This is a genomic window from Streptomyces sp. NPDC001848, from assembly GCF_042891915.1.
Classification (GTDB): domain Bacteria; phylum Actinomycetota; class Actinomycetes; order Streptomycetales; family Streptomycetaceae; genus Streptomyces.
Genome location: NZ_JBIATP010000005.1, coordinates 92,450 through 115,760 on the forward strand (window position 1 = coordinate 92,450; position 23,311 = coordinate 115,760).

Sequence of the window (23,311 nt, forward strand, 5' to 3'; positions counted from 1 at the left end):
GCCCACGCGACCCGGCCACCGACGATGCACAGGCGCGCTTACGGGGCCATCTCGTACGCGCCGGACAGCGCCTCGACCCGCTGCCAGACCCGCTCCGTGCGCGCCTCGTCGACGACCGGCCGCCGGACCGAACCCAGCGCCCACTCCTGCTGCTGTTCGGTCGCCGAGTCCTTGCCGTGCAGTTCGACGGCGTGCGCGGAGAAGTCCCGCACGAGGACGGCGAAGAGTTCGTCGAGCACGTCCTCGTCGAGTCCGGTCAGGGCGGCCTGCTCCAGGACGAGCTGCCCGTGCACGACGAGGGCGAAGAGCTGACCGATCGCGAGGACGAGGTCGAGGTCGCGGCTCTGCTCCGCGTCGGGGGCGGCCGTGGCGACGAACGCGCAGAGTGCGTCGGCCTGTTCACGGAAGCGGGTCACGTTGGGCAGGTGCGCGTACGCGTCGAACGCGGGCCGCCAGTCGTGGAACCGCACGGAGCCGAGGCCGCGGGCCGGTCCCTGCCGGAACAGGAAGTCGTCGTCGGCCGCGTCCAGGCGGGTCGGCACGGCGGGGTACTCGACGGGGTCGAGGAGGTGGCTGCGCATGAACTTCAGGATCAACGCCAGGTTGACGTGGACCGTACCCTCCAGCTTCGGCAGACCGCGGATCTCCACGGCCGCCTGGCCGAAGTAGTTGTCCTTCTCGAAGCCCTTGGCCGCGATGACGTCCCACATCAGGTCGATGACCTTCTCGCCCTCCGTGGTCACCTTCATCTTCGTCATCGGGTTGAAGAGCAGGTAGCGGCGGTCGTCCGGGCCGGCGGAGCGGAAGTAGTCGGCAGCGCGGTCGCTGAAGAACTTCATTCCGACGAGCCTGACGTACGCGTCGGTCAACTCGCGCCGTACGTGCGGGAAGCTGGTGACGGGGCGGCCGTAGAGAATGCGGTTGTGGGCGTGGGTGACCGCCTCGTACATCGCGTGCTCGCAGATGCCGATCGAGGCGGTGCACAGGTTGAACTTGCCGACGTTGACGGTGTTCAGGGCGGCGTCGAAGGCGGCGCGGCCGGTGTGCAGGACGTCTTCGGCCGCCACGGGATAGTCTTCCAGGCGGAACTCGCTGACGAACTTCGAGGAGTCGACGACGTTCTTGACCAGGCGGTAGGCCGGGTGACGGCTGTCGGCGGCGAAGAAGACGTAGCCGTCGGGCCCCTCGACGTCGGTGCGACGGCCGAAGACGGAGACGAGTGCGGCGGCGTTGCCGTTGCCGATGTAGTACTTGGAGCCGGTGGCTCGGAAGCCACCGTTGCCGTCGGGCTCGAGCAGCATGTCGGTGGAGTAGATGTCGGCGCCGTGGGCCTGCTCGGACAGGCCGAACGCGAACACCTCTCCCTGCGCGAGGAGTTCAGCGGCGCGGGCGCGGGCGGCGGCGTTGTCGCTCTGCCAGACCGGGCCGAGGCCGAGGATCGTGACCTGCCAGGCGTACCAGTAGTCCAGGCCGTAGAAGCCCAGGATCTCATTGAGCGCGGCGATCCGGGCGGTGTCCCACCGCTTGTCCGGTTCCCCCTCCCCCGCAGCGGACGACGGCGTCAGGAAGGTGGCGAACAGGTTCTCCTTCGCCGCGAAGGCGAGGAAGTCTCCGAGCCACGCGCGGGTCCGGTAGTCCTCGATCAGCCGCCCCTTCCCGCGCTCCTCGAACCAGTCGACGGTGGCACGCAGCAAGCGGCGCGTCTCGGTGTCGAAGTGTGCCGGGTCGTAGGTGCGCGGGTTGAACAGCAGCTGGTCAGCCATGGTGATGATGCCTTTCGGCTGGTGGACGGGTGGAAATCGGGAGGTCTGACGGCCGGACCGGCCGGATCGGGAGGACCGGGAGGACCGGGAGGACCGGCGGAGGGTGCGGTGGCGATCAGCAGCCCGGACCGAACCGGGCCAGCGTGGCGAGCACGTCGTCCAGCCAGCCGATCATCATCCGCTCGTACGCGATGCCGCCGCGCAGTACGACGTGCTGGAGCTCGCGCTCCGCGTCGAGCGGCACCTCTGAGCCGGCCGCGCCTGCCTCGGGCCCCGTGAAGTCCCGCGCCTCTCCTGCGAGATAGTGCGCCAGCCGGTCCCGGTGCGCCTGCCGGTGCCGCTCGACCTCGTTCACCAGGGCGGCCGGGTCGTCGAAGGCGGCGCCCCGGATCTTCACGGCCAAGTCATGGCGGACGCTCTCCGGCTCGGTCGGGTCATGCAACCAGGAGGACAGCGCGGCCCGGCCGAGGTCGGTGACGCTGTACTCCTTCTTGTCCGGCCGGCCCTGCTGCGGGACGTCCCGGACGTCGACCCAACCGTCGGTCTCCATGCGCTTGAGCACGCGATAGATCTGTTGGTGGGTCGCGGTCCAGAAGTAGCCGATGGACCGCTCGAAACGCCGGGCCAGCTCATAGCCGGATCCCGGTTTCTCCGAAAGCGACACCAAGATCGCGTGTTCGAGCGCCATGACGCCGAGCCTGCTATGCAACTCGTTGCATAGCAAGCCTCTCCCGCCCCGATGCGACGCGGCTCACTCCCCGTCTCCCGTCCGGGACTCCATGAGGAAGCGGGCCATGAGCAGCAGTGTGCTGCCGCCCGTCACCGGCCGCAGCGATGCGACGCCCCCGCCAAGGAAGGCAGCGGGCAGGCCGATGACCTCATCGAGCAGTTGCAGCCCGGTACTGCTGTGTCGCGGGCGGAGGGCACGGCGAGGCGTCCCACGACCGCCGATCACTTACCGGCAGAACGCCGCCCACGGTTGGGATTTCCTCAACTGGTGGTGTAGATAGGTCAGTTGTTGCGAACTTTCTCAATCGCAACAGGCGGTGATCGCGGTACCTTCGGTCGCTCTTCCTGCGATCACCGACCCCCCTCATGCACAGCGAAAGGCACACATATGGCGAACAACCGCAGGATGCGCTACGGCGGACGAATGCTGGCGCTTTCAGCGGCTGCCCTGGGCATGGCCGTGACGACAGCCGTTCCGGCCTCGGCCGATGACCAGCCCACCCGGGCACAGCTCATAGCCGACTGCGACTCGGGTGAAGGAAAGTGCACCTTCAACGACCCGCAGTTCGGCCAGGCGTATCTCGGAGACTTCCACCGAGTCTCCGACTCGCTCTACAACTGCAGCACCTCGCCTGCCACTCAGTCGATGACCTGGTCCGACACGGTCGGGTCCACGGATTCGGCGGGCGTGTCCGTGACCGCCGGCGGCAAGATAGCGGGAATCATCGACCTCAGCGTCACAGCGACTTACAGCCACACCTGGTCGAGCACGCACTCGGAGACCAGCTCCGTCAACATGACGGTGAAACCCGGTGAAGTCGGCTGGATCTCCCGTGCGCAGGTGATGCAGACGGTCTCCGGTACATGGCAGACCCATTACGACACCCGAAAGTGGGGTCACTACTTCTGGTTCGTCCCCGACGTCATCACCGGGCCCGCCCCGAACGGAACCGACGGCCAGAGCAACGCGGTGGTCGTCAAATCCAGGAAGATGACCGCTGAGGAGAAGCGGTCCTGCTCCAGCCGCTCCGGTAAGACCAAGACGTTCCTCGTCCAAGGCTGACCCACCGAACACGCGCCCGGCTGCCTCGCGGTCCATATACTCGCGAGGCGTTGGCCACATCGATGAAGTGCGCGGGATCGCCCGCGATGTAGAGCTTCGATCCGTCTGTGGTGCCGTAGGCGGTCGGCCCGGCCTTGCCGTTGGCGTCGAGGTAGTCGACCGCGACCTGGATGTCGCCTGGTGGCACGTTGTCGAGTTTGACCGATGCGGTCCAGTCCAGCGCCCGCGGCTGGCTCTGGCGACGCTCGTGGCCATCACGCCCGTGCTGATCGTCTTCCTCTTCGCCCAGCGCTTCCTGGTCAGCGGGATGCTCGCCGGCGCCACCAAGGAATGACACAGGCCTGGTCCGCCCGGCCGTCGTCCCCGGCGTGCGCCGTCCCCGCCGCCCGCCCCGAACGGAGATCCACCATGCCCTTCAACTCCGCCAGTCGCACCTCGGGCGAGGACGCCCCCTGCGACCAGCCGGTCGCGCCACCCGAGATCTAGGCGGGGGTGCCGCTGCTCGAACCACCCGGCTGGGCCGTGGCCCAGCGGTCCCTGTTCGACCTGCTCGACCACGCCTGGCGGCGCTTCGCCCGCGACTTCACCGGTCCGGACGGACGGCTGAACTACGCCGGCCGGCTGACCACCCGTGATGGCGTGGACGATTTCTACGAGGTGTTCTTCAACTGGCCCCAGCTGTATCTCCTCGGCGGCGCCGACGATCTGCTGCCCGCCAGTGAGCGGCACTGCGAGGGCGTGACCCGGCAGCTCACCGAACTGGGCATGCTGCGCGGGGAGTTCGAGCGCGGCTACGACTGGTTCCGCCAAGGAGAGAGCCTGCTCCTGCTCTACTTCCTGTGCATGGCCGCCCCCGACCGCCGGTCCGAACGTGCCCTGCGGTTCGCCGAGTTGTACGTCGACCCGGCCAAGGCCAACTACGACCCCGAGCACCGCGTCATCACCCGCCCGCACAACGGCAGCGACCCCGACCGCAGGGGCCTGTTCGACGGCGACGTCTATCCCTGGCTGGAGAAGGAAGCGGAGACGTACGGCTTCCCGCTGGGCTGGATACCCGAGGCGGACGGCGGCCCGTACCGGCTCTCGGAGGATCCGCGTCTCGGCGCGCAGATGCGGGACCGTATGGGCGTCGGCGACACGGCGGTCGATCTCGCCGCGGCGGGACTCGTCCTCAACGCCTGGATCCTGTCCGGCGAGGACCGCTACCGCGACTGGATCGTCTGGTACGTGGGCGCGTGGCGGGAGCGCACCGAGGCGAACGGCGGTCTCATCCCGGAACAACGCCGGCCCGAACGGCGTCGTCGGCAGCCTGCTGGAGGGCCGCTGGTACGGCGGCCACTACGGCTGGTCCTGGCCGCACGGCTGGCACAGCGTGGGCCACGCGGCCTGTGTGGCGGCGCTCGCTGCGGCAACGGTCACCGGGGACGACGACCACCTCTCCATGGTCGCCACCTCGCTCGACGCCCTCATCGGCCACGCCAAGGTGATGCCCCACAGCGAGGCGGACTCCAGCCTGCCCTCCAAGTGGGCGGTCGAACTCGGCTCCGACATCCACACACCCACACCGCACCTCCCGTTCCGCCACAACGACTCGGGCCGGTTCGACTACAACCCGGTCACCCCGCCCGTACCGGTGGCACTGTGGCACCACACGGCCTCCGCCGCCGACCGCACCCGTCTGGAACGGCTGCGCGAAGCCGACGGCATCGACCGGCGTACCGTCCGGCCGTTCCGGGCCAAGGAGGAGTCCGGGCACGAAAAGGCGTGGTTCGCCTTCCTCGCCGGCGACGACCCCGGCTACCCCGAGCGCATCCTTGCCACCGCCCAGGCCCAGGTCCGCCACCGCCTGAGGCGCATCGACCGCTACCGCGACCTGGACGTGCCCGAGGCCGACACCCATGTGTGGCAGCAGTGCAACCCGGTGGCCACCGAAGCCCTCATCCAGCTGACCTGGGGCGGACCCCAGGTGCTCTACAACGGCGGCCTCCAGCAGGCCCGGCTGCGCTACCACGACGCCGAGGCCCGCCGCCCCGGCCTACCCCCCGGACGTGGCCGCGCTGGTCACCTCCATCGACCCCGAGACGACGACCGTCGAACTGGTGAACCTCGCCCCCGAGGCGAAGCGCACGGTGATCGTCCAGGCGGGCTCCTTCGCCGAGCACACCATCACCACCATCCGGTACACCACCTGCCAGGACGGGTTCGTGGGCGGGCGGCGGTGGGATCGGCGGCGGGTGTGCCGACTTCGCAGACGGTGCTGACAGTTCGCCGGCTCAGCCGACCGGCGCCTGCGGATCTGTTGTGCCTTGTCGCCGCAGCAGCATCGGCGCGGTCTCGCGCATCGTCCAGATGACCGGCAGTGCGATGAGGGCGACGGCAGCGGTGAGCACGCCGGGTGCCAGGTGCCAGCCGGTGGCCTGGATCAGTTGCTGGGAGGTGTAAGGGGCGAGGCCGCCGAAGATCGCGGTGGCGGTGGCGTTGCCCAGGCCCAGTCCGGTCATGCGGTCGCGGGGTGCGAACAGTTCGGGGCTGGCCGAGGCGGCGACCGCGCTGTAGGCGCCGGCGATCGCCGCGAGCACGCAGGCGCCGGTCAGGGCGAGGGCGGTGCCGTGGTGGTGCATCAGCGCGAACATCGCGACCGACAGCACCAGCGAGGACACGCACAGGCCGCGCAGCAGCCCACGTCGCCCCCACCGGTCGGAGAGGTGACCGGCCGGCGGGCTGACCGCGATGACGACGACGGAGGCGCCGGTGGACAGCCACAGGGAGGAGCGTTCACTGAATCCGGCGTCCTCGGTGAGGAACGTGGTCACGTAGGTGACGCCGCCGTAGTACGTGATCGAGCCGACCGCGGAGATGAGGAAAGCCCGGCCGATGGGTTTCCAGCCGGTGCGCAGGAGGCAGGCGAGACCGGTCACTTCGACGGTGCCGTCGTGGTCCTCGGTCCCGGCGCGCTGTTCGAAGTCGGGGGACTCCTCGATCGAGCGCCGGGCCAGCAGCGTCGCGGTGGCGAGCAGCGCGCCGAAGACGTACGGCAGACGCCAGCCCCACCTGTCCATCGCCGGGCCGGAGACGATGCTGGTGGTCACCGCCGCGGCGCCGACCGCGAGGAGGGCACCGATCTCGCTGCCCGCCGAGGCCAGGGAGGTCATCAGGCCGCGCCGGGCCGGCTTCGCGCCCTCGACGAGGTAGGTGAGGACGCTGCTGTACTCGCCGCCGACGGAGAACCCCATCACACAGCGCAGCATCAGGAGCAGCACCCCGGCCACCGCGCCGATCTGGGCGTTGGTGGGCAGGGCTGCGGTGACCCACATGGCGACGGCCATCACCGTCATCGAGGTCAGCATCACCCGGCGCCGCCCCAGCCGGTCGCCCAGGCGCCCGAAGAACACCGCGCCGAGCGGCCGTATCACGTACGCGACGCCGAAGACGGCGAGGGTGATCAGGACCGAGGTGTCGTCGCCGCCGTAGAAGACCCTGGCCATGATCGTCGTCATGTAGAGGTAGAGCGTGAAGTCGTACCACTCCACGACGGTCGACAGACCGGCGACGACCAGGCTCCGCGCCGGCAGGGCCTGGGGCGCGACCGCCATCGGGGCCGGTGTGGGGGAGCCGGCGGCGCTCATAGTGCACGAGGGCGGTCGCGCTGCGGCAGGCTCTCGACGACCAGGTCGTAGGAGTGCTCGACCGCGTCGGTGACCACCCGCTTCGTGATGCCGGGTCCCGGCCCCAGCGAGATCCAGTGCCGTTTGTCGAGGTAGCGGCCCGGTGTGATCGTGGCGTAGCCGCGCTCCTGCGCGCGGGCGTGCTCGGGTTCGCACGTGACCGTGATGATCTGCTCGTCCGCGTCGTCGGTGATGATCTGCTCGTCCGGGTCGTCGGTGACGATCAGGAACACCTTGCCCGCGACCTTGTACACGTCGAGCCCGGTGAAAGGCCGCCCGTGGCTGACGTTCGCCAGAGCGAGGGCCGCCCGGCGGGACGAGTCCTGGAGCCGGTCACCGGCCGCGCTCACCGGGCCGCCCCGGTGGCACCGCCATAGGTGTGCGGGTCGACGGGCTGCTCGGCCTTGGGCAAGTGGGCGACGACGAGCCGGTAGGACTCGGTGACGAGTTCCTCGACCAGCTTCTCGTCGACGCCCTGCCCGCCTTCCAGCGTGATCCAGTGCTTCTTGTTCATGTGGTAGCCGGGGGTGATGTGGCTGTACTGCTCCCGCAGGGCACGGGCCTCGCCGGGGTCCGCCTTGAGGATCACGACGGGGCGCCCGGGGGCCTCGGTCATCAGCATGAACACCTTGCCGCGCACCTTGAAGACCTCCCAGTCGTCGCCGAAGGGATGCTCCAGCTCGGCTCCGGGCAGTTCCTCCGCGCAGTCGGCGGCGGTCTTGTGCAAAGTCGATCCATCCATGGGCGTTTTCCTCCTCAAGGGGTGACGGACTGCGGTATCGAAGGACGCAGAAGGCAGGCCGCGCGGTCGCGGCGGCATGTCCCATCCTTTCCCCGGAGCCGACAGATCGGGCAGTAAGGTGCGGACACGTGATGGTCGAGAAGCGACACCCCAGGCCGAACGGGCAGGAAGGACCGGCTGCGGCCGCGGTTACGCTGTACGGTTTCCAGCCCCCGGCGGGCACTCCGTACGGCCTTGAGGTGACCACCGTCGAGGACTTCTTCGCCCAGCACGACGACTGGCCGTGGAACCCGCCCCGACCGGGCCGCGCCACCTTCCACCACCTGATCATGGTCACCGAGGGTGAGCTGCGGCACGACGTCGACCACGTCACGCGGACCGTCGCCGTCGGCCAGTGGCTGTGGGTGCGTCCCGGGCACGCGCAGTGCTGGCATCCGCCCGGCGCCGCCCGCGGCCCGTTCATCCTGTTCGAGCCGGACGTTCTGCGGCCCGACACCGCTCGCCTCCTTGCCCCGCTCACCGCGCACCAGGCTCCTGCCGTGCTGAGCCCGCACCCCGATGACGCCGCCTGGCTCCGCGAGACGGCGCTCCACCTCCTGGACGAACACCGTGCTCTCGGACGCCGTCCCCTCGATGTCCACCACGCTCTGCGGCGCAGCCTGCTCGAATCGCTGCTGCTGCGTCTCGCCGACTCCCCCGGCATCACCCCCACCGACACGGCCACGGCCGGCACGGGCCGTCGTGACACATACGGACGGTTCGTGGATGCCCTGGAATTGCACTTCCGCGAGCTGCACCGGGCCGCGGACTACGCCGAGTTGCTCGGCTGTTCGGTCCGTACTCTCAGCCGCTCCGCCCGCGACGCCACCGGCAAGGGAGTGCGTGAGCTCATCAATGAGCGGCGGCTGCTCGAAGCCCGGCGCCTGCTGGGAGGCGCCGGGTGGAACGCCCGGGCCGTGGCCGTCCATCTCGGCTTCACCGATCCCGCGAACTTCGGCCGCTTCTTCCGCGGACACACCGGTCTCACCCCGGCCGCCTTCGCGGCCGGCGAAGCGGGGACCGGTACGTGAGGCGAGCGCGGCGGAGGCCGCGCTCCCATGGCTGATCCGATCCTCCTGCCGGGCGGGCCGCCACGGTCCGCCCCGGCCGGTCCGGTTCAACTGAGCGTAGTCAGCACCAAACCAGCACCGGAGTCAGCACCGTACGGTCAAATCGCCGCGAAATGCGCCTCTCGGAAGGCGCTCTTTTCGCCCGCTTCCATCGGCCCAGCCATCCTTCGGTGGGCGGGCATGGTGGCCGCACGCACAGCCGACCTCTGAACTATGTTGTCCCGCCACATGTGCGCCTGACCTGCATGTTTCTACGGTGTGGCGACACACAAACGTCCCCACCGCACACGAGGAAGTGGCGCACATGGCATCCGGAACCACCGCTCCCCCACCCCCGGCGAACCTCCCCCGCATCGTCGCCGCCAGCCTCATCGGCACCACCATCGAGTGGTACGACTTCTTCCTCTACGGGTCCGCCGCCGCGCTCGTCTTCAACAAGCTCTTCTTCCCCGACTCCGACCCGCTGGTCGGGACGCTGCTGTCGTTCCTGACGTACGCGGTCGGGTTCGCCGCCCGGCCGCTCGGGGCCCTGGTGTTCGGGCACTACGGCGACCGGCTCGGGCGCAAGAAGCTGCTGGTGCTGAGTCTGCTGCTGATGGGCGGGGCGACCTTCGCCATCGGGCTGCTGCCCACGCACGCCACCGTCGGCACCGCCGCGCCCGTGCTGCTCACCACGCTGCGTCTGGTGCAGGGCTTCGCGCTGGGTGGCGAGTGGGGCGGCGCCGTGCTGCTCGTGTCGGAGCACGGCGATGCCCGGCGGCGGGGCTTCTGGGCCTCCTGGCCGCAGACCGGCGCGCCGGCCGGGCAGTTGCTCGCCACGGGTGTGCTGTCGTTGCTGACCGCCTTGCTGTCTGACGACGCGTTCGGCTCCTGGGGTTGGCGCATTCCGTTCCTCCTGTCCGGGGTGCTGGTGATCGTCGGTTTGTGGATTCGTTTGTCCGTCGATGAATCGCCGGTGTTCCAGCAGGCGTTGGCTCAGGCTGAGGCCCGTAAGGCGGACTCGGGCGGTGTTGCGGAGAAGCTGCCGCTGGTGTCCGTGCTGCGGCACCACTGGCGGGACGTACTGGTCGCGATGGGCGCGCGCATGGCGGAGAACATCAGCTACTACGTGATCACCGCCTTCATCCTCGTCTACGCCACCACGTCGGCAGGCGTCTCCAAGCAGACGGCACTCAACGCCGTCCTGATCGGCTCCGCCGTGCACTTCGCCGCCATCCCGGCCTGGGGCGCGTTGTCGGACCGGATCGGCCGCCGCCCCGTGTATCTGCTGGGCGCGGCCGGGGTCGGTCTGTGGATGTTCCCGTTCTTCTCGCTCATCGACACCGGCGGCTTCGGCAACCTGATCATCGCCGTGACGGTCGGTCTCGTGCTGCACGGGGCGATGTACGCGCCCCAGGCGGCGTTCTTCTCCGAGATGTTCGCGACCCGGATGCGCTACTCGGGTGCGTCCATCGGCGCCCAGTTCGCCTCGGTGGCGGCCGGTGCTCCGGCCCCGCTCATCGCGACCGCGCTGCTCTCCGACTACGGCAGCTCCACGCCGATCGCCCTGTACGTGATCGCCGCGGCTGTCCTGACTCTGATCGCGGTCGGTGTCGCCAAGGAGACACGCGATCGCGACCTTGCCCGGGTCGAGTCAGCGGATGCCGAGCCCTCGGGGGCGCGGGCGGCGGATGCGCGTACCGCCTGAGTCCGGGTGTTTTCGACCGGCCCCGTGGCGTTCGCGCGTGCGGGGCCGGTGCGCGTCGTACCGGCGGTGTACCGGGGGAGCCGCTCAGGGTCCGGGCCGGGACGACAAGCGGTGCAGCCGCAGCGCCAGTTGTATCTCCAGGGCGCGGGCCGGGCTCTGCCAGTCGTCGCCGAGCAGCCGGCCCACCCGCTCCAGGCGCTGCGCCACCGTGTTCACATGGACGTGCAGTTCGTCCTTGGTGCGGGCCGGGCTCATCCCGCAGGCGAAGTACGCGTCGAGGGTGCGGACGAGGTCGGTGCCGCGCCGATCGTCGTAGGCGACGACCTCGCCGATCGTGCGTTCGACATAGCCGGCGATGTCGCGGTCCCCGGCGAGCAGCAGTCCCAGGAAGCCGAAGTCCTCGGCGGCGGCCCCGTCCCCGGCGCGGCCCAGCAGGCGCAGGGCGTCGAGGCAGCGCTGTCCCTCCGCGTAGGCGGCGGCCACGGCGTCGGGGCGGCGGGCCAGGTCCTCGACGGGGGCCGAGGCGCCGACGGTGACCGGTTCGTGGACCGCGGTGCCGAGATGCCGGGCGGTGCGGCGGGCCAGGTCCGTCGCCGTGTCGCCCGGGTCGAGCGGCAGCAGCAGGACCGTGCCGCCGTCGCGGGCGGCGGCGAGCCCGTGCCGCGTGGCCGCCAGGTGGGACGCGGCGGACCACAGGCGGCGGCGGGCCGCCGCTTCCTGGTCGGCGTCGGCTGCGGCGCCGAAGAGGCGGGCGGCGAGCACCACATGGGTGGCGTCGAGGTCCGCGTGCAGGCGGGCGGCACGCTCGCGCAGCACGCGCGGATCGCGGTCGCGGGCATCGAGCAGGTCGTCCAACAGCTCGCCGCGGACGCGCTGTTCGGCCTCGGCGGCCGAGCGGCGGGCGAGCAGCAGCAAGGAGGTGACCATGGCCGCGCGCTCCAGGGTGCGCTGGTCGACGGGGTCGAGCCCCGGGTGGCCGCGCAGCACCAGCGCGCCGAGCAGTTCACCGCCGGCCGCCACGGCGGCGATCCAGTCGTCCCCGTGCCGTACGGCGTGGCCCTCGGCGCGGGACGCCTCCAGGGCGGCGGCGGGCGTGGCGTCCGCCTCGGCGAACTCGACCGTGCCGTCCAGGACGTGGGACACCGCCGCCGCCACGTCGTGGACGCCGCCGCCGCGCAGCACGAGCTCGGCGAGCCGGTCGTGGACGTCCGAGGCACGCTCGATGACGGCGCTGCGGTCGCGGATGATCTCGTTCGCACGGGCGAGCCGGTCCAGGGCCGAACGTGTCTCGGTGAGGAGGTTGGCGGTGTCGATGGCGGCGGCGGCCAGCGCCGCGAAGGAGCCGAGGAGCGCGATCTCCTCCCGCTCGAAGACGCGGGCCCGCCGGTCGGCGGCGAACAGCACCCCGATGACCTGGGCGCCGATCATCAGCGGCACCCCGAGGATCGCCACGAGCCCCTCGTCGTGCACCCCCGTGTCGATCGTCCGGGTGTGCTGGAAGCGGTCGTCCTGGAAGTAGTCGGGCGTCACATAGGGGCGGGCGGTCTGGGCGACGAGCCCGCCGAGTCCCTCCCCCATGCCCAGCCTGAGCTGCTGGAAGCGTGCGGCGACCGAGCCCTCGGTGACCCTCATATAGGTGTCGCCCGCCTCCTCGTCGTGCAGGGTGAGATAGGCGACGTCGGTGCTCAGCAGGGAGCGGGCACGCTGGACGATCGCCTGCAGCACGGCGTCCAGGTCGCGCAGCCCGGCCAGGTCGTGGGCGGTCTCGAAGAGCGCGGACAGCTCCGCCTCGCGGCGGCGTCTGCCTTCCATCTCGGCGCGCACGTGCAGCGCGAGCCGCTTGGCCTGCTCGAGCGCGCGGATGCGCTCGGGTGGCAGACCCTCGGCGCGGGCGAGCAGCACCGGCTGCTCGTAGGCGTCGGCCGACGCGCCCCGGGCCAGGAGCTCCAGGAACGGCGCCTCGGCACCGGTGCCGGGGCGCTGCGCGGACTGTACGTGATCGCGAGACATGCCCCCAGAATGGCCCACGGCAGGCTCGGGGGCGCCGGGCCTGTGGACAACTTCCGGCATGTCCCTGCTCAGTGGGCGGTCCAGCCGCCGTCAAGGACCAGCGACGTGCCGGTGATGAAGGACGCCTGTGGGCTGCACAGATAGGCCACCGCCTCGGCGACCTCCTCCGGTTCGATCAGCCGTTTGACGGCGCTGTCCTGGAGCAGCACCTCGGACAGCACGCGTTCCTCGGGGATCCCGTGTGCCCGTGCCTGGTCGGCGAGTTGCTTCTCCACGAGGGGGGTGCGCACGTACGCAGGGTTCACGCAGTTGGAGGTGACTCCGTGCGGGGCGCCCTCCAGGGCGGCGGTCTTCGAGAGCCCTTCCAGCCCGTGCTTGGCGGAGACGTACGCCGACTTGTACGCGGAGGCGCGCAGCCCGTGGACCGACGAGATGTTGACGATACGGCCCCAGCCCTGCCCGTACATGTGGGGCAGGGCTCCGCGGATGAGCCGGAAAGGGGCTTCCAGCATCACCGTCAGGACGGTGTGGAAGACGTCGGGCGGGAACTCCTCGAGCGGCCGCACCAGTTGGATCCCGGCGTTGTTGACGAGGATGTCGGTGCCGGCGGCGGCGTGTTCGGCGGCGTCCAGGTCGGTGAGGTCGAGGACATGTGGTTCGACGGTGCCCGCGAGGTCGCGGGCCGTGCCGGCGAGGGCGTCGAGGCCGGCGGCGTCCCGGTCGACCGCTCTCACCTTGGCCCCGGCGGCGGCCAGCCGCAGCGCGCAGGCGCGGCCGATGCCGCCGGCGGCGCCGGTGACGAGGGCGGTGCGTCCGCCCAGATCTACGGAGGTGGTGTGGGGGTGGGGCACGGTCATGGGTCGACCCTAAGCAGGGCCAGTGCCCCACCCCATATGGTCACCACCCATACTTCACAGTGGATTAGTGGGGTCGAACCATGTGGGTGCATCCGATAAGGCCTGCTTGATCCGCAACAGGCCGAACTCGTTCAGCTCCGGCAGGGCGTCCACCGGGAACCAGCCGACCTCCAGCGACTCGTCGTCGTTCACACGGGCTTCGCCCCCGACGGCCCGGCAGCGGAACGTGATGTCCATGTACTGGCAGGTGTCGCCGTTGGGGTAGGTCACCGGGGCCAGGGCCTGTACGAGGACCACACGCTCGGCGACGCACCGCACGGCCGTCTCCTCGTAGACCTCGCGCACGGCGCAGGCCGCGGGCTGCTCCCCCGGATCCGGGATGCCGCCGATCGCGGACCACCGGCCGGTGTCGGCCCGGCGCCCCAGCAGCACCCTGCCGTCGTCGTCGAGGACGATGGCGGTGACGCCGGGGAGCCAGAGCAGCTGATGACCGGCGGACGCCCGGATGGTCCGGATGAAGTCGGGAGTAGCCATGGGCCGACCCTAGCGGGTCGGTTCCGTCACTCCCGCGTCTTCGGGGCGGACGACCCGAGCATGGCGGTCGCGGCGGCCACGCGCCGCCGACGCCACCGCCCACCCGAGACCGCCGGCCGCGACGAGCACGAGGAGCATCTCGGGGAGGGTGCCGAGGCGGGTGGCCGGGGTCGTGGAGGAGCGCAGCGGCACCTTCTGGACGAGCGAGTCGGCGACGAACATGCCCGTCCGCCGGGTGATCCTCCCGTCCGGCATGATGATCGCGCTGACGCCGCTGGTCACCGGGACGGTGACGGTACGGCTGTGCTCCACGGCCCGCACCCGGGACATGGCGAGCTGCTGGTAGGTCATCTCGCTGCGGTCGAAGGTGGCGTTGTTGCTGGGCACCGAGATCAGCTGGGCGCCGTCCGTGACGGTCGAGCGCACCGTCCAGTCGAAGGCGGCCTCGTAGCAGGTGACCAGCCCCACCTTGGCGCCCGCCATGGTGAACACGCCCGGTTTGTGTCCCCGGCTGAAGTCCTGGCGGACCATCGCCGTCCAGTCGGGGTTGATGGCGCCGAGCAGCGAGCGCAGCGGAAGGTACTCGCCGAAGGGCTGCACCTGCCGCTTGTCGTACGTGTCGACGGGACCCTTGGCGGGGTCCCACAGGATCTGCTCGTTGTAGAGCCTGCCGCCCCGCTCGACGACGCCACCGACCGAGATGGGCACCCCGATGGCCTTGGCGGCGCGGTCGATCACGGCGGCGGCGTCGGGGTTGGCGAAGGGGTCGATGTCGGAGGAGTTCTCGGGCCACAGCACGAAGTCGGGCCGCGCGACCTTGCCGGCCTTGACCTCGGCGGCAAGACGCTCCGTTTCCCGTGCGTGGTAGTCCAGGACGGCGCGCCGCTGGGCGTTGAACTCCAGCCCGGAGCGCGGCACGTTGCCCTGGATGACGGCCACGGTCGTGGTCCCGTTCTCCGCCTTGTCGCTGACCAGCGAGCGTGCGGCGACAGCGCCCACCACGGGAGCGGCGACGCTGACCAGGGCCGCGACGGCCGCCCCGCGCCGCAGTGCGCTTCCGGTGCGCCGCCACCGAACGACGAGCCGCACCATCTCGTAGAGCCCGAAGCCGCACAGGGCGACCGCGAAGCCGAGCACCGGGGTGCCGCCGACCGCGGCCAGCGGCAGGAAGACACCGTCCGCCTGCCCGAAGGCGATCTTCCCCCAGGGGAAGCCGCCGAACGGCACGCGTGCGCGTGCCGCCTCTCCGGCGATCCACACGGCCGCCGCCCACACCGGCCAGGCCGGCAGCCGGGAGACCAGCGCGATGCCCGCGCCGACCAGCGCGATGAAGATCGCCTCGATCGCGACGAGCGCGAGCCACGGTCCGGAGCCGACCTCGACGCCGGTCCACACGAGCAGCGGCAGCAGAAAACCGAGACCGAACAGATAGCCGAGGCCGAGACCCGCCTTCCAGGTACGGCCGCGCAGGGCCCAGCCCAGGACGGCGAACGCCGGAACGGCCAGCCACCACAGTGTCCGCGGCGGAAAACTGACGTAGAGCAGCAATCCGGACAGCGACGCGGCGGCGGCCGGAACGACACGCCGCACCCGGCGAAAGACAGGGGCTGCGGGTGCGGCCTGGGGTTCGAGCTGGTCCGGCTCGCCCACGGATGTTGCGGTGACGGTCACCCGGGGAGTCTACGGCGCGCGACCATGGCGCGGACAGCGCGGCCTGTGGCGCACCATGGACGGTACGCCCGTTCTTCCGGGACATGGGCGGCCCTCCTGCCGCATCGTTTCTGCACAGCCCGTCCACAAACCGGCGCATCACCCGATACGGTGTGCCGGAGCTCTGGACCACGGCCGAATGGGGCGGCCGGGACGTTCGGGTCCGTCACAGGGGGGCGGCGGTGGGATCCACGGGGACGAAGTCCGGGGCCAGGGCCGCGGACACGGAAGACGAGAGACGAAACGCCTCGGACACGGCGGGCGTCCTGGTGCTCGGCGCGTGCGCGGTGTGGTCGCTGATCACGGCCGCCGCACACGGCGGCAGGCCCGAGGGTGTCCTGCTCGCGGTGCTGGCGGTCGCCGCGGGATACGCGTCGGGACGCATCTTCGGGGCGCTGCTGCCGGTCGCGGCACCGGTCGCGGGCGCCCTGGCCGGTCTCGGACCCGCCGTGGCCGCCCCGCATCTCGCGGTGGGCCCGCAGTTCGCCACGCCGCTCGGACGCACCGGCGGGACCGCAGCACTGCTGACGCTCTCCTCGGGGGCGGCGTGCTGCGCCGCGTGGGCCGCCCGGGCACCCGCGGCACGGCTGGCGCTGCGCCTGTCGGCCGCCGGGATAGCGGTCGTCGCGGCGGCGGTCGGTTCCACGACCGGGCTCGTGGCCTGCACCGGTGTGCTGCTGTGCTCGCTCGCCGCCGGCCGGACGCAGCACCGCGGCCCGGCACTCGCCGCCCTCGGGTTCGTGGCGGCCCTGGTGACCGGCTTCACCTGGGCGGTCACCGAGGACCTGCTCCCGGACGGACTCAGGTCGTTCCTGGCTGACCAGCTCAGCCGGCACCGCATCCTGCTCTGGCACGACGCGCTGGCGCTGGCGCACCGGGACCCCGCGCTGGGCGTGGGCCCCGGACGCTTCAGCGACCTGAGCGCCACAGCCGCGCAGTCCCTCCTGCCCGACGGGAAACCGCACTCCGCCCCTTGGCAGCAGGCCGCCGAAGAGGGGCTGCTCGGCGTGGCGCTGCTGGCGGCGGTCTTCTGCTGGGTTCTGTACGCGCTGTGGCGCACCCGGCGCCCCACTCCGCTCGCGCTCACGGCGGGCGCCGCGCTGACGGCGCTGGCGGTGATCGCCTCGCTCGGCAACGCGCTGAGCTTCACGACGGTGACGGCGGGAGCGGGACTACTGGCCGGGATCGCGACCGCGCGACCACTGGTGGACGAGGGACCGTCGGGCCGATGAGGGAGAAGGCCGGCCGATGAAGCCGTCTGGCCGACGAAGAGGAGGACGAGTCGGCGGGAGTCAGGTTCAGTGCGTGGCGCCGGGAAGCGTGGGGTGCAGCCGGGCGCGGATGACCCGTACCGCCGTCTCGGCGTTGTCCACGGTGATCGTGAAGGTGTGACCGTCCCACAGGCGCAGGACGACCCCCTCACCGCGTCGTACGACGACGGCGGTGCCCTTCTCGGGTCGCCAGCGGTACCCCCAGCCGCCCCACTGGCGTGGTGTGACGCGTGGCACGAATTCCGCGCCGGCGACATGGGCGAGGGGGATACGGCGGCGCGGCACACCGATGTGGCCGCAACGCACCTCGAGGCATTCCTTGTCGACCTTCACGGCGACATGCACGAACGCGAGTGTGCCGAACAGGACCAGCAGCCCGGCCGCGATACAACCCACCACCGACATGACGAGCGGGGCGGTGCCGGACGTCCACGCGGAGTCGACGGCCAGTTCGATACCGAGCGCCATGCAGGCGGCGCCGACGAGCGCCGCCAGCCACTGCGCCCGATTGGTCGCCCGCCCTGTCCAGATGTCGGGGTGCGGGGCTTCGTCGCCGTGGGGGTGGTCCCTCATGCCACGAGAGTACCCATGTTCCGTAGCGCGGGTACCGCATCGCGGAACGTCACCGGTTCGGGCTGATGTCTCCGCGGCTCACCGCGCCGGGCTGACCGCCTGCAGGAACCTTCCCTCGGGGTACGTCAGCGCCTCGGCGGGCAGCACGCCCTCCCGACCGCTCAACAGCACCGTCAGACCACCCTCGGCGGGGGCCTCCGGCGCCGGGTCCGCTCCGATGCGGCGCAGCGCCTGCGCGGCCACCGCTCCGGCACTTCCGTGCAGGATGAGGGGCACCGCGCCGGGCTTCTGCACGGCTTCGCGGATGCGGTCGGCGACCAGTTCGTAGTTGGTGCAGCCGAGCACGACGGTCGTGACATCGTCGGGGGTGAGCGCCGCGGCGGCGGCGATCGCGGCAGCGGTCGCGGAGTCCTCCGCATGGTGCACGGCGTCCGCGAGTCCGGGGCACGGCACCTCGGTGACCTTCACGCCGTCCGCGAACTGCTGGATCAGCCCCCGCTGGTAGGGACTTCCCGTGGTAGCGGGCGTGGCCCAGATCGCGACGGGACCGCCGCCCGCGGCGGCCGGTTTGATCGCCGGTACCGTGCCGATGATCGGCAGGTCCGGTTCGAAACGGGCACGCATCTCGGGCAGAGAGTGCACGGACGCGGTGTTGCAGGCGACGATCAGGACATCGGGATCGTGGGCGGCGGCGGCCTCCGCGACGGCCAGTGCCCGCTCGGTGATGTCCTCCGGGGTGCGCGGTCCCCACGGCATCCCGTCGGGGTCCCAGGAGAGGACGAGGTCCGCGTCTGGCCGCAGACGGCGTACCGCGGCGGCGGCCGGCAGCAGTCCGATTCCGGAGTCCATGAGCGCGATCTTCACCCGGCAACCATAGACGATGTGCCCAACGGACCCTGTGGTGGGGCAGACTGCCACGGGTGAGTGCCGTTGTGTGGATCGCCGTCGCGTCACTGGCAGCCTGGGTGTGGCTGCTGTTCGGCCAGGGCTTCTTCTGGCGTACAGATGTACGACTGCCGCCGCGTCGGGACCCCGATGTGTGGCCGTCCGTCTGTGTGGTCGTACCGGCACGGGACGAGGCCGCCGTACTCCCGCACAGTCTTCCCTCGTTGCTCGCACAGGACTATCCCGGACGCGCCGAGGTCTTCCTGATCGACGACGGCAGCTCCGACGGCACCGGCGAACTGGCCCGGGCGCTGGCGGAACGGCACGGCGGGCTGCCGCTCACCGTCGGATCCCCCGGGGAGCCTCCCCCGGGCTGGACGGGCAAGCTGTGGGCGGTACGGCACGGAATCGGACTGGCACGCGCGCGTGCACCCGAGTATCTGCTGCTGACGGACGCGGACATCGCCCACTCGCCCGACAGCCTGCGGGAGTTGGTGGCGGCCGCGCGCACCGGTGGCTTCGATCTCGTCTCCCAGATGGCTCGGCTGCGGGTGGAGAGCGGGTGGGAGAGGCTCGTCGTACCGGCCTTCGTGTACTTCTTCTCGCAGCTGTATCCCTTCCGCCGGATCGCGGTGAAGGGGTCACGGACGGCGGCCGCGGCGGGTGGCTGCGTCCTGCTGCGGGCCGACGCCGCCGGGCGGGCGCGGATTCCGGACGCCATCCGGCAGGCCGTCATCGACGACGTGGCGCTGGCGCGCGCGGTCAAGAGGAGCGGCGGCCACATCTGGCTGGGGCTCGCCGACCGGGTCGACAGCGTGCGTCCGTACCCGCGGCTGCAGGACCTGTGGCGGATGGTGTCGCGCAGCGCCTATGCCCAGCTCAGGCACAATCCGCTGCTGCTCGTCGGTACGGTGCTCGGACTCGCCCTCGTGTATCTGGTGCCGTCCGTCACGCTGGTCGCCGGGATCATCACCGGCGATGTGGCGGCCGCGGTGGTGGGCGGGCTCGCGAAGGCGGTGATGACGGCGACGTACGTGCCCATGCTGCGTTACTACCGTCAGCCGCTGTGGCTCGCTCCCCTGCTGTCCCTCACCGCGTTCCTGTATCTGCTCATGACGGTCGATTCGGCGGTGCAGCACTACCGGGGGCGCGGCGCGGCCTGGAAGGGCCGCACGTACGCCCGCCCGGACGCGGTGCTGGACGAGCGGTGAGCGGGCCCGGACGCGGGGGCGTACGGTGGGTCATTTCCTGCCCGGTGTCCAGTTCATGCCCCACCCGTAGGCCCGGTCGACGGTGCGCTGCGGGCTGACACCGCGCTCCGGGACGAGATAGCGGGCCTCGCGCTGGACGATCAGGTCACCGCCGCTGTTCGTGAGGAGGGCGAGCGCGCACACGGTGGAGGGCACGGTGCACTCGTCCAGGAAGAACTGGATGGGGGCGCCGTGCTGCGGCTGGAGCGTGACCGTGGCGTGCAGGTCGGCGAAGGAGCGGGCGCCTTCATAGATGGTCACGAAGACGAGGATGCGTCGGAAGCGGTCCTTGTGATCGAGGTTGACGGTGAGGTTCTCGCCGGTCTCCACGGCTCCGGTGCGGTCGTCACCGTCGAGGTGGATGTACGGCGGCCGGTGCAGCGAACCGAAGGCGTTGCCGAGCGCCTGGACGACGCCCTTGCTGCCGTCGGACAGCTCGTACAGGGCGCACAGGTCCAGGTCGAGGTTCGCCTGGCGGGGCACCGCCACGCCCTGTTCGCCGCTCCATCCGGGGAACTGCCCGCGCACCTGCCAGTTGAGGTTGACGCGCATCGCTCCGGAGGTACCGCCCTGTTTGGCCAGCGAGACGGTGGGGGCCTGCTTGGTGAGCGTGACCTTGGTGAGGCGTACCGGGGCGGGTGGTGCTGCCGGAGGGGCGGGAGGCGGGGGCGGCGACGCACCGTACGGGGTGGGGGCGGGGGGCGCCGTCACCGACGGCTGCCGCGCCGCGGCGGGCGGTGGTACCGCGGGGGCGTTGGGCCGGTCGACCAGGGCGGGCGGCGGGGGCGGAGCTGATGGCGCGGTGTGCTGCGGCTCGTCCACCGTGATCCCGTAGTCCGTGGCCAGACCCTGGAGTCCGCTGCTGTAGCCCTGTCCGACGGCGCGGAACTTCCAGGCGCCCTGGCGGCGGTAGAACTCCCCGAGCACGAACGCCGTCTCCACGGTGGCCGTGGGGTCGAAGCGCGCGACCTCAGTGCCCTGCAGGGCGTCGAGCACCCGGATGTACAGGCCGGGCACCTGGCCGAACGTGCCCCCGTCGGCCGAGGCGGCGAGCACCACCGTCTCGATCGCGGGCTCCACGCGCGCGAGGTCGACGAGGAGCGTGTCCGTCACTTGGCCGCCCAGGTCCTGCTTGCCCTCGTGGCGCACCGCGCCGGAGGGATGCACGGGCTGGTTGTAGAAGACGAAGTCCCGGTCGGTACGGACCCTCCCGGAGACCAGCAGCAGCGCCGAGGCGTCCGCGTCGGGCACGCCCGGGCCGGAACGCCAACCCAGTTCGACGCGCAGCGCCGTGGCCGGCACCTGAAGGTTGGACCCCTTCGCCATCGACATGTCCGCCCCCATCCACCTGTCACCACACCGGGGCCGGGGCGGGCAGCCCCTTGCATCCGTGAGGCCAACCTATTCCCCCGGGGCGCGAACTCCCACGACCCACGCCGCAACACCGCTGCTCAACCGCCGGTAACCCTCTTAGAACTCGTCCTTTACACGATCCAGGCCTCGTTTGCTGCCCTTTTTTGCCGAGTTCGCTCGCATTGGGGATCCCGCGTCACCCCGGGCACGGAAAACAACCCTCTTATCGGTCTCCCCAACCAGCACATCGTGGGCTTAACTTATGTCCCATGACCTCCCCCCGCTCCACCTATGGCGGCGGTTACTACTCCGCGTCGCCCTTCCCGGACACTCCGATCTACGACAAGCTCGTCGCCGAGCGGGGCACCCCGCAGATCGCTCCGATCCGGGTCCCCTCCGCGTACGAGCCGCCGGGCAGCAGCCTGCCCGCACTGCCGTCGGCGCTGCCCGCGCTGCCGTCGGGGCCCTCCCAGCAGGCCCCGGCGTACGGCTACCCCCAGACACCGCAGCCGGCACCCCTGCAGCAGGCCCCGACGGCGTACATCCCACAGCAGGCGGGGCCGCGCGGCTACCCGGCCCCGCAGCAGATGCAGCCGCCGCGCCCGATGGGCTCGGGCTACGAGGCGATGCGCCCCGCGGCGCAGCGCCCGGCTCCGACGCCCTACCAGGACCCGTACAACAACGGGCAGCAGTACCGCGGATACTGATCCGCGAACCGGGTGAGGCCGTCGACGCCGGTGGCTCGATGGCCTCATGCCGAATCCAGCGCTGTGCTCGATTCACGTCCACCCGGTCGAGGCGCTTCGGGGCCGGGCGCCCCACGAGCCGTGGTGGAGCCACGGGGGCCGGCCGAGGACCGACGCCGGGCGCTGATCGACCACATGGGCAGGGGCACCACCCGATGCGAGCGCCCGAGCCTGCCCCTTGAGCCGCCGAGATGCGCGGGCACCGTGTTGTGCCCACCACGAACGTGACCACCGCGGACGCGTGACCACCGCAGACCTCATCAGCACGGACGTGACCACCGCGGACCGGTCCACCGCCGAGCGCCGCAAAAAGCCGCCGCGCACACCGGCCCGCCATCGCCGCTTCGACGGCCAACTGGCCTTCCCGCAGGACCTGGTAGCGGAGACGACCGGCGCGGTCCGCATGCGCGGCCTCGTCCCGGTCCTCGAACAGGGCGGTCGGCGGGCCGCTCCAGGCCGCTTCCCCGACCCGGCGGAGCCGTTTCCCGCTTCCCGCGCCTTGGTGCGGAGCCTGGTTCTCCGAATCCGGGGCGAGAAAGGCCCGCGATGGGACACATGGGCGGGAACCCGGGCGACCGGCACGGTCGTTGAGTCCGCGTGAGAAGTTCATGAGTGGCGTACGGGGCGGGAGAGGGGTGATTTCGCTCTCTCTTCCCCGGCCTCGCGGGTGAACGGCCGGGTGCGGGGGTTATCACGGACGCGGAAGGGGGTGCGGGACGTGCGAGCAATCAACGGCCTGTGGCGTTGGCGGCACAATCCGCTGCGCCGTACGACCGATCTGATCGAGGCCTGGGTGGGGCTGGTCGCCCTGCTGCTGATCCTCGTCGCCGCGCCGGTCGTCGGGTCGCTGAGCGGCTCGGTCGCCCAGGACTCCCTGCAGCGCTCCGTGCGGGTACAGCAGGACAGCCGTCACCAGGTGATGGCCACCGTCGTCAAGCAGCTCAACCGCGGGCCGCTGGACCCCGATCCGGACTCCTCCACGACCCGGGACGCGCACAGCCGCGTTCTCGCCGACTGGACAGCTCCGGACGGCACCGCACAGCACGGCGCGGTTCTGGCCACTGTGTCCTCCCCGCACCCGGGCGACCGCTTCCCGCTCTGGACCGACGACCACGGCCGAATAACCGCCCGGCCCCTCGACAGTGCCACCGCCACGACGCACGCCGTGCTGGCCGGTTTCGGCGCGGCCGCGCTGACCGCGGGACTCGTCGAGGGCTGCCGCCGGCTGATCGTCTGGCGCCTGGTGCTTCGCCGCTACGCCCGCTGGGACCAGGCCTGGGACAAGGCGGGCCCGGACTGGGGCCGCACCGGCACGGGCAGTTGACGGCCTTGACCTCCGGTCATCCAGCCGCGTCCGCGCACGC

The 23,311-nt window shown here is 71.2% G+C and carries 20 protein-coding genes and 2 pseudogenes; 10 read left to right on the plus strand and 12 right to left on the minus strand.

Features of this window, described 5'->3' with window-relative positions; all coding sequences use genetic code 11:
- Window positions 1-38 precede the first annotated feature (38 nt).
- Window positions 39-1,763, minus strand: a complete 1,725-nt coding sequence (locus tag ACFYZJ_RS11700; RefSeq protein ID WP_388565803.1) for an acyl-CoA dehydrogenase family protein — start codon at window positions 1,761-1,763, stop codon at window positions 39-41.
- A 115-nt stretch (window positions 1,764-1,878) separates the two neighbouring features.
- The gene (locus tag ACFYZJ_RS11705) at window positions 1,879-2,451 is read right to left on the minus strand and encodes a PadR family transcriptional regulator (RefSeq protein ID WP_388565806.1); all 573 of its coding nucleotides are present in this window, start codon (window positions 2,449-2,451) and stop codon (window positions 1,879-1,881) included.
- 429 nt (window positions 2,452-2,880) lie between these two features.
- Between ACFYZJ_RS11705 and ACFYZJ_RS11710 the strand changes: the two genes are divergently transcribed.
- From ACFYZJ_RS11710 to ACFYZJ_RS11720, 3 genes and pseudogenes are all read left to right on the plus strand, one after another.
- Window positions 2,881-3,555 carry a hypothetical protein gene (locus ACFYZJ_RS11710; protein ID WP_388565808.1) on the plus strand — a complete coding sequence of 225 codons (675 nt, stop codon included), beginning with the start codon at window positions 2,881-2,883 and terminating at the stop codon, window positions 3,553-3,555.
- A 214-nt stretch (window positions 3,556-3,769) separates the two neighbouring features.
- A pseudogene (locus ACFYZJ_RS11715) lies at window positions 3,770-3,889 on the plus strand (carbohydrate ABC transporter permease); the annotation flags it as partial.
- Window positions 3,890-4,047: 158 nt separating this feature from the next.
- Window positions 4,048-5,765 (plus strand): annotated as a pseudogene (locus ACFYZJ_RS11720) (hypothetical protein); the annotation flags it as partial.
- Window positions 5,766-5,828: 63 nt separating this feature from the next.
- On the opposite strand, the gene ACFYZJ_RS11725 reads toward ACFYZJ_RS11720, so the two are convergent.
- Genes ACFYZJ_RS11725 through ACFYZJ_RS11735 form a run of 3 tightly spaced genes read right to left on the minus strand, consistent with a single transcriptional unit; the run spans window position 5,829 to window position 7,962 of the window.
- A complete protein-coding gene (locus ACFYZJ_RS11725; protein ID WP_388565810.1) occupies window positions 5,829-7,148 on the minus strand; it encodes an MFS transporter in 1,320 nt (439 codons plus the stop codon).
- A 29-nt stretch (window positions 7,149-7,177) separates the two neighbouring features.
- Window positions 7,178-7,570, minus strand: a complete 393-nt coding sequence (locus ACFYZJ_RS11730) for an MmcQ/YjbR family DNA-binding protein (RefSeq protein ID WP_388565813.1) — start codon at window positions 7,568-7,570, stop codon at window positions 7,178-7,180.
- Complete coding sequence (locus ACFYZJ_RS11735) at window positions 7,567-7,962, minus strand: MmcQ/YjbR family DNA-binding protein (RefSeq protein ID WP_388565816.1); 396 nt, start codon at window positions 7,960-7,962, stop codon at window positions 7,567-7,569. The genes ACFYZJ_RS11730 and ACFYZJ_RS11735 overlap by 4 nt, the downstream gene beginning before the upstream one ends.
- A gap of 128 nt (window positions 7,963-8,090) precedes the next feature.
- On the opposite strand from ACFYZJ_RS11735, the gene ACFYZJ_RS11740 reads away from it, so the two are divergent.
- Window positions 8,091-9,032, plus strand: coding sequence for a helix-turn-helix domain-containing protein (locus tag ACFYZJ_RS11740; protein ID WP_388565819.1), 942 nt, complete (start codon window positions 8,091-8,093; stop codon window positions 9,030-9,032).
- A 343-nt stretch (window positions 9,033-9,375) separates the two neighbouring features.
- Window positions 9,376-10,758 carry an MFS transporter gene (locus ACFYZJ_RS11745; RefSeq protein ID WP_388565821.1) on the plus strand — a complete coding sequence of 461 codons (1,383 nt, stop codon included), beginning with the start codon at window positions 9,376-9,378 and terminating at the stop codon, window positions 10,756-10,758.
- Between the two features lie 84 nt (window positions 10,759-10,842).
- Here the strand turns inward: ACFYZJ_RS11745 and ACFYZJ_RS11750 are convergent, their stop codons facing one another.
- The 4 genes from ACFYZJ_RS11750 to lnt form a co-directional block, all read right to left on the minus strand.
- The gene (locus tag ACFYZJ_RS11750) at window positions 10,843-12,768 is read right to left on the minus strand and encodes a helix-turn-helix domain-containing protein (RefSeq protein WP_388565824.1); all 1,926 of its coding nucleotides are present in this window, start codon (window positions 12,766-12,768) and stop codon (window positions 10,843-10,845) included.
- Between the two features lie 68 nt (window positions 12,769-12,836).
- Window positions 12,837-13,625: a 3-hydroxybutyrate dehydrogenase gene (locus ACFYZJ_RS11755; protein ID WP_388565827.1), complete on the minus strand. Its 789-nt coding sequence runs from the start codon at window positions 13,623-13,625 to the stop codon at window positions 12,837-12,839.
- Between the two features lie 54 nt (window positions 13,626-13,679).
- A complete protein-coding gene (locus ACFYZJ_RS11760; protein WP_388565830.1) occupies window positions 13,680-14,159 on the minus strand; it encodes an NUDIX domain-containing protein in 480 nt (159 codons plus the stop codon).
- 9 nt (window positions 14,160-14,168) lie between these two features.
- Window positions 14,169-15,830: an apolipoprotein N-acyltransferase gene (gene lnt / locus ACFYZJ_RS11765; RefSeq protein ID WP_388565833.1), complete on the minus strand. Its 1,662-nt coding sequence runs from the start codon at window positions 15,828-15,830 to the stop codon at window positions 14,169-14,171.
- Window positions 15,831-16,051: 221 nt separating this feature from the next.
- On the opposite strand from lnt, the gene ACFYZJ_RS11770 reads away from it, so the two are divergent.
- On the plus strand, window positions 16,052-17,101 hold the full coding sequence (locus ACFYZJ_RS11770) for an O-antigen ligase family protein (RefSeq protein WP_388565836.1): 1,050 nt from the start codon (window positions 16,052-16,054) through the stop codon (window positions 17,099-17,101).
- Window positions 17,102-17,167: 66 nt separating this feature from the next.
- Here ACFYZJ_RS11770 and ACFYZJ_RS11775 read toward each other — a convergent pair whose 3' ends face one another.
- Window positions 17,168-17,713 carry a hypothetical protein gene (locus ACFYZJ_RS11775; RefSeq protein WP_388565839.1) on the minus strand — a complete coding sequence of 182 codons (546 nt, stop codon included), beginning with the start codon at window positions 17,711-17,713 and terminating at the stop codon, window positions 17,168-17,170.
- 78 nt (window positions 17,714-17,791) lie between these two features.
- On the minus strand, window positions 17,792-18,577 hold the full coding sequence (locus ACFYZJ_RS11780) for a glutamate racemase (RefSeq protein ID WP_388565841.1): 786 nt from the start codon (window positions 18,575-18,577) through the stop codon (window positions 17,792-17,794).
- A gap of 56 nt (window positions 18,578-18,633) precedes the next feature.
- Between ACFYZJ_RS11780 and ACFYZJ_RS11785 the strand changes: the two genes are divergently transcribed.
- Entirely contained in the window at window positions 18,634-19,809 is a 1,176-nt protein-coding gene (locus tag ACFYZJ_RS11785) for a glycosyltransferase (protein WP_388565843.1), read from the plus strand.
- 30 nt (window positions 19,810-19,839) lie between these two features.
- Here ACFYZJ_RS11785 and ACFYZJ_RS11790 read toward each other — a convergent pair whose 3' ends face one another.
- On the minus strand, window positions 19,840-21,180 hold the full coding sequence (locus tag ACFYZJ_RS11790; protein WP_388565846.1) for a TerD family protein: 1,341 nt from the start codon (window positions 21,178-21,180) through the stop codon (window positions 19,840-19,842).
- Window positions 21,181-21,470: 290 nt separating this feature from the next.
- On the opposite strand from ACFYZJ_RS11790, the gene ACFYZJ_RS11795 reads away from it, so the two are divergent.
- The 3 genes from ACFYZJ_RS11795 to ACFYZJ_RS11805 all read left to right on the plus strand — a co-directional run bounded on the left by ACFYZJ_RS11795 (window position 21,471) and on the right by ACFYZJ_RS11805 (window position 23,271).
- The gene (locus tag ACFYZJ_RS11795) at window positions 21,471-21,908 is read left to right on the plus strand and encodes a DUF6643 family protein (protein ID WP_388565849.1); all 438 of its coding nucleotides are present in this window, start codon (window positions 21,471-21,473) and stop codon (window positions 21,906-21,908) included.
- Between the two features lie 280 nt (window positions 21,909-22,188).
- The gene (locus tag ACFYZJ_RS11800) at window positions 22,189-22,548 is read left to right on the plus strand and encodes a hypothetical protein (RefSeq protein WP_388565852.1); all 360 of its coding nucleotides are present in this window, start codon (window positions 22,189-22,191) and stop codon (window positions 22,546-22,548) included.
- 117 nt (window positions 22,549-22,665) lie between these two features.
- Entirely contained in the window at window positions 22,666-23,271 is a 606-nt protein-coding gene (locus tag ACFYZJ_RS11805; RefSeq protein ID WP_388565854.1) for a hypothetical protein, read from the plus strand.
- Window positions 23,272-23,311: the final 40 nt, after the last annotated feature.